The organism is Rubneribacter badeniensis (genome assembly GCF_002899695.1).
Lineage (GTDB): Bacteria > Actinomycetota > Coriobacteriia > Coriobacteriales > Eggerthellaceae > Rubneribacter > Rubneribacter badeniensis.
Map to the genome: position 1 here is coordinate 1 of NZ_PPEL01000127.1, position 5,931 is coordinate 5,931.

A 5,931-nucleotide genomic window follows, 5' to 3' on the forward strand; every position below is an offset into this window, starting at 1 on the left:
GCGCCGCTCAGCGCGACGCCTCCCCCGCCGCCTCGCCTTCCAGCGCGTCCGCAACCGCCCGGTCAGCAGCAACGCTCCCTCTCCCATCGAGCCCGTCAACGCGACCCGCAGCGCCCGCCCAGCCGAGCCGCCTCCCGAACAGCGCCCCCAGCACCAGCACCGCCAGCGGGTACGCATAGCAGAAAAACGCATACGGCGCGTATTCCAGGCACCCCACGCCCAGCACCGTCACCATGTACACCGCGCACGTGTTCCACGGCACCAGAACCGACGTGATGCCCGCGCTCGAGTTCACGATGTTCGCCCACACGTCGTTGGGCACGCCGCGACGGCGATACTCCTTGCGATACATCTGCGCAGACAGCGTGATGGCGGGATACTGGTCGGGCAAAAGCACGTTGTAGAGCGCGCCCGAGAGCACCGTCGCCGCCACCAGCTGGCCGAACCGGCGCAGCTTGCTCACGATGGGTTCGACGAGCGAATCCATGAGGCCCGTGCGCTGCAACACGCCGCCATACGCCATCACCAGCACGATGATGGAGATCGTCTCCATCATGGACTGTATGCCGCCGTTGCTGAGCAACCGGTCGAGATCCTCGATGCCGGTGGCGCTCGTCACGCCCGTGTTGGCAACCTCCACCATCGTCGCCAAATCGATCCCCTGCAAAGCGACCGCCTCCACCATACCGATGGCGATGGCCACGAGAAACGACGGGATGGCGGGCACCTTCAAGGCGATGCACACGATCATCGCCAAGAGGGGGATGAGCGTGAGCGGGCCGATGTCGTAGGTAGCCTCAAGCGACATCAGCAGAGCATCCACCTGCCCCGATCCGGAACCGGCTGACGCCTCCCCCGCCGCGCCAAACCCCAACCCCATCGCCAGATAGACCGCCGCGCACCCCGCGCAGACCACCAAGACGACCACGAGAAACCGCTTGCACAGCGAGAACACGCCGCACTCCGAAATGGCAGCCGTGAGGTTCGGGCCGTCGACCAAAGGCGAGACGATCTCGCTCACGTAGGCGCCGGCGACCACCGTGCCCGCAGCCATGCCCAGCGGAACGTCGAGCGCCGCCGCGATGCCCAGAAACGCGATGCCGATCGTGCCAGCAGCGCCCCATGCGCCCAGCACGACGCCCACCGCCGCCGTCACCAGAAACGAAAGGGGAAGGAACAGCTCGGGCGTCACCACCTGCAAGCCGTAGCAGATCATGGTGGGCACCGTGCCCGATTCGATCCACACGCCCACGAGCATGCCGATGGCCATGAGGATGAGCACGGCCTCAAGCGATTCGGTAATGCCCCTCACCATGCCGTCGAGCACGTCCTCCCACGAAAATCCCAGGTACATTGCGATGCCGCCCGCAAGGGCGCATCCGACGACCATGGGAACCTGAGGCTCGGATCCCAGCCCCACCACGCACGCGAACATAACCGCCGCAAGCGACCCCAGCGCCAGCATGCCGTGGCGAAACCTCACCGTCTTCGTCTTGGCTCCCTCCGAGCCCATGATCGCTCCCTTCCGTCCTTCCCATCGTTTCGACCGACGACCCGTCCAGAGCCGCGTGCGAAGACGCGTCGCGCGAGAGCGCCGCGCCTCCGAGAGCGAAAGCTCGAAGGCCCGCGCCCAGCCCCGCCTTCGCCGCGCAGAACGTGCCCGCACCTACCCGCAAGACAGAGCGCGGCACCCCACAAGACGAGTTCCGCGAAATGTGCCCCGCAAGACGCCCCTCACCCTACCCGCATCTGCGTCCAACCCGCATGGCATCCCTCGCCCTCTCTGCGCGCCTTGCAAGACACCGTCCGAGCGACACCGCAAGATACAGCGCGTCGCCCGCCGCGCCCACCCGCGAGACGCCCGCCGCGCGTCGCACGCTGCATCTTCCGCAGACAGACGAAACGCCTCGCGCGCAAAAACGCGTTCGCAAGACGCGCACGCCACCCACCCCGCCCGCACGCCCCACGAACCGCACCTGCACGCCCCGCAAAACACAGTGCGTCGCCCGCGCCCGCCCGCGAGACGTAGTGCGTCTCCCACAGAACGCCGCAGAACGCGCCCGCCCGCCGCGCCCCCGCAGAACGCGCTCGCACCCCCTCTCCAAACGCGGAAAGGGGGCGCGGGCGCGCGGCGAGGACGTTTCTCTGCGTTAGGATTCCCGGTCGGTCTTGACCACGAAGCCGAAGTATACCACATGGGCCACCCACACGACCGCCACCACAGCGCGTCCCACCGGCACGTTCGCCATGAGAGCGAACCCAATGCCCAGCAAGATGGTCACGGGCACGAGGATGGTGAGCTTTGCTTTGACGGTCATCCGACGCCTGGTCACGTACCCTTCGAGCACCTTGTGGTAGAGCTTGGTGGACTTGAACCAGGTGTTCAACTTCTCGGAACTGCGCGCGAAGCAAAAGGCCGCCACCAGCAAAAACGGCGTGGTCGGCAGAAACGGAAGCGCCACGCCCACCATCGCCAGACCGAAGAACAGAAAGCCTCCGGTCGCCCACAGATGGCGCGTCACGCGCCGATTGCCACCGTCGGTTCCCATCGCAACCCCCTTGCCATCCTCGAACCGAGCGCCGCGCACATCGTGCGCATCGCCCGCAGCCCGCGCACTGGTCGGCCCCGACGCGCCACTTGCAGCCCGTACACCGACCGCCGCCGACACGCCAGCCGCAGCCCGCACGCCAGCCGTCGCCAACACGCCGGTCGCCGCCGGCACACTGCCCGCAGCCCGCACACCAGCCGCAGTCCTCGCGCCAGCCGCAGCCGCGCCGCCCGCAACCCGCTCGCCTCCTGCACTCCGCGCATCGCCCGCAGCCCGCGCACTGGTCGGCCCCGACACGCCACTTGCAGCCCGCGCGCCAGCCGTCGCCGACGCACCGCCCGCAACCCGCGCGCCGCCCATGCTCCGCACCTCCCGCATCGCGCGCCCCTCGACGCGCCCCTCGGTACCCATCGCCCTACACCTCCAGCACGAACGGCTTGCCGTCCACGTCCACCACGCGCAGCGAGATGCCGTACACCTGCTCAAGCAGCTCCGACGTCACGATGCGCTCGGGCGCGCCTTGGGCCACGATGCGCCCGTCGGCCAGCGCCACCACCTCGTCGCTGTAGTGCAGCGCCTGGTTGATGTCGTGCAGCACCATGACGATGGTCATGCCGAACTCCTCGTTCAGCCGCCGAACAAGCCGCAGGATGTCCAACTGGTAGCGCACGTCCAGATACGTGGTGGGCTCGTCGAGCAGAAGCACCTTCGACCCCTGCGCGAGCGCCATGGCGATCCACACGCGCTGCGCCTGGCCGCCCGACAGCGACGACACCGACTGGCGGGCGAACTCCGCAAGCCCCGTCGTCTCGAGCGCCCACTTCACCATGCGCTCGTCCTCGGCCGCATCCGCGCGCCGCCCGAGCGCCCGGTACGGGAAGCGCCCGTACTCCACCAGCTTCTCCACCGACAGATCGGCCGGAGCGGTGTTGCGCTGGTGCACAATGGCCACGAGCTTCGCGAAGTCGCGCAGCCGCAGAAGCCCCACGTCGCCGCCGCGCAGAAACACGCTGCCCGCGCTCGGCTTGAGGTTCTTCGTCATGAGGTTGAACAGCGTCGACTTGCCGGATCCGTTCGCCCCGATGAGCGTGGTCACCACGCCCTCGCGCAAAGAAAGGTCAAGCCCCTCGAAGATGCGCTTCTGGCCGTATGCGAACGACAGGCCGGAGATCGTGAACACGTTATTCGCCATAGCTGCTCCGCGCCTTTCTCAACAGCAGGATGAACACAGGGCCGCCCACGATGGACATGATCACCGCGGCGCTGATCTCGTAGGGCGCGGCGATGGTGCGTCCGATGGTGTCGGCCAGAAGCAGGCAGAACGCGCCGAGTACGACCGAGTACGGCACAAGCACCTTGTGCGACGTGCCCACCAAAAGCCGCGCGACGTGCGGCACGATGAGGCCGAGGAAGCTGATGGGGCCGATGATGGCCGTGGACACCGACGCCAAAAGCACGGCGACAGCCGAAATGAACATGCGGTTCTTGTTCACGTCCACGCCCAGCGAGCGCGCCGTCTTGTCCTCGAGCGCCAGAAGGTCGCAGCGCTTCGTCACAAGCAGGGCGATCACCAGGCCGATGGCCCCGTAGATGGCGATCGTCTGGAAGTCGTCCCAGGTCTTCATCGTGATGTTGGCGTCCACGAGGCTGGTCACGCTGCTGGAGGTGGCCCCGCCGCTCGAACTGAACGCCGACATGATGCCCGTGAACATGGTGCTCACCGCCACGCCCACGAGGATGATGCGCAGAGGCGACAGCCCGCCGCGCCACGACAGGCTGTACACGAGCAGAAACGCGATAAGCCCGCCGGCGAACGCGAACACGGGCGTGAAGAACAGAAGCGCCGGGAAGAACCCGGTGACCAGCACGGCGGCCAGCGACGCGCCGGAGCTGATGCCGATGATGCCCGGATCGGCCAGCGGGTTGCGGATGGCGGCCTGCAGAAGCACGCCCGACACCGCCGTGGCCGCGCCGCCCACCATCGCGATGAAGATGCGGGGGAAGCGCAGGTCGTAGATCGTGGACACGGTGTCGTCGTACGCCACGAACAGGCCGTTGAACAGCTGTTCGGGGGTCACCTGCAGGCTTCCCGCGTTCACGGCGACCAGAAACAGCGCGACAAGCGCCACCGCCGTGACGACGAACGCCGCCGCTTTGCGCAAGGGGCTTACCATGCGATACCTTCCTTATTCCTGTTTGTCTACGATGCTGGCCACCCCGGAGCCTGAGCCGCCCGCGCTGCCCGTCATGTCGGCGACCGCATCGGCAACGGCTTCGGCATTGCCCGCGGCCAAGGCCTCGGCCGCTGCGGCAGCCGCCTGTTCGCCCACCGTGGTGCCGTCGCTGCCCTCCTGCTCTCCGTAGAGGATGGGCTGCAAGACCTCGAGCGCCTCGGGGTAGTTGAACTCGGCGCTCATGCCGAACTTGTCGGAGGGAAGGTCGTACACCTGCCCCTCCTGCACGGCGCGGAAGTGCTTCCAAATGTCGTTCGTGGCGAACTCGTTGGCGAACATGGCCATCACCTGGGTGGGCAGGGCATGCGACGTGCGCAGGATGATGTCGGGGTCGCGCGCCTGCATGTCCTCGGTGTTCACGTTGATGAACTCCTCTTCGGAGTCGGCGTAGACGTTCTGCCCGCCGGCCAGCTCCACGAGGCTGCCCACGTAGCTGTTCGGCGTGGCCACCACATACGAGCCGGGGACGCCCATCAAGATGAGCACCGTCGGCGCTTCCTTGCCTTCGTTCTGCGCGCGATACTCCTCGATGAACTGGGTGTACTCGCTAACGAGCGCTTGGGCTTGCTCCTCGCGGCCGAACTTCTCGCCCAGGTAGGAGATGGAGTCGTACATGCCCTGCACGCTGCGCAGGTTGAGGAACACCGAGGCCATCATGGCCGAGGCGTACTTCGGTTGCAGATCGCTTTGCAGCGAGTTGGGAGAGAGCACGTAGTCGGGGCGCAGCGACTTCAAGATCTCCAGGTCAGGGGCCATGGCCGTGCCCACCTGGTCGAGGTCGGCGTAGCGCTCGGGCAGACCGCGCGACGTGGTGGGCACGCCCACGAGGTCGAGGTCGAGCTTGTCGCATATCTCGGCGACGGCGGGCGAGGTGGCCACGATGCGCGGCTCGTAGGTGCCGTCCTCGCGCGCGACGCGCTCGGGATGCTGGTCGACGCACCCCGTCAGCACGAGCGCGCACGAAAGGCACGCCGCGAGGGCGGCCGCGCCCATACGGCGCGCCGCCCTCGCGATCCTGCGCGATATCGATGCGCGCTTAGGCACGACTCGCGTCCTCGTCGGCGTCGTCGGCGGGCGCAGCGCCGCCCGCAGGCGCGGCATCCTTCGCCGCGGGCTTGCCGCCCTTGCCGGCAGCCGCGCCGCCGCCC

5 protein-coding genes are annotated in these 5,931 nt (G+C 67.7%); all 5 read right to left on the reverse strand.

The features are described 5' to 3' along the window. Positions 1–7 precede the first annotated feature (7 nt). Positions 8–1,513 carry a Na+/H+ antiporter NhaC family protein gene (locus C2L80_RS12870; RefSeq protein ID WP_087195441.1) on the reverse strand — a complete coding sequence of 502 codons (1,506 nt, stop codon included), beginning with the start codon at positions 1,511–1,513 and terminating at the stop codon, positions 8–10. A gap of 637 nt (positions 1,514–2,150) precedes the next feature. After that, positions 2,151–2,927 carry a YbaN family protein gene (locus C2L80_RS14495; RefSeq protein WP_239939013.1) on the reverse strand — a complete coding sequence of 259 codons (777 nt, stop codon included), beginning with the start codon at positions 2,925–2,927 and terminating at the stop codon, positions 2,151–2,153. 37 nt (positions 2,928–2,964) lie between these two features. Beyond that, a complete protein-coding gene (locus C2L80_RS12880) occupies positions 2,965–3,741 on the reverse strand; it encodes an ABC transporter ATP-binding protein (protein WP_087195439.1) in 777 nt (258 codons plus the stop codon). Continuing rightward, positions 3,731–4,723, reverse strand: coding sequence for a FecCD family ABC transporter permease (locus C2L80_RS12885; protein ID WP_087195438.1), 993 nt, complete (start codon positions 4,721–4,723; stop codon positions 3,731–3,733). The genes C2L80_RS12880 and C2L80_RS12885 overlap by 11 nt, the downstream gene beginning before the upstream one ends. Before the next feature lie 12 nt (positions 4,724–4,735). Continuing rightward, entirely contained in the window at positions 4,736–5,827 is a 1,092-nt protein-coding gene (gene isdE, locus C2L80_RS12890) for a heme ABC transporter substrate-binding protein IsdE (protein WP_204600612.1), read from the reverse strand. Positions 5,828–5,931 lie beyond the last annotated feature (104 nt).

Coding starts and splice junctions, on each gene's coding strand:
- C2L80_RS12870 (WP_087195441.1), bottom strand. CDS start 1,513: ATGGGCTCGGAGGGAGCCAAGACGAAGACGGTGAGGTTTCGCCACGGC.
- C2L80_RS12885 (WP_087195438.1), bottom strand. CDS start 4,723: ATGGTAAGCCCCTTGCGCAAAGCGGCGGCGTTCGTCGTCACGGCGGTG.
- C2L80_RS14495 (WP_239939013.1), bottom strand. CDS start 2,927: ATGCGGGAGGTGCGGAGCATGGGCGGCGCGCGGGTTGCGGGCGGTGCG.
- C2L80_RS12880 (WP_087195439.1), bottom strand. CDS start 3,741: ATGGCGAATAACGTGTTCACGATCTCCGGCCTGTCGTTCGCATACGGC.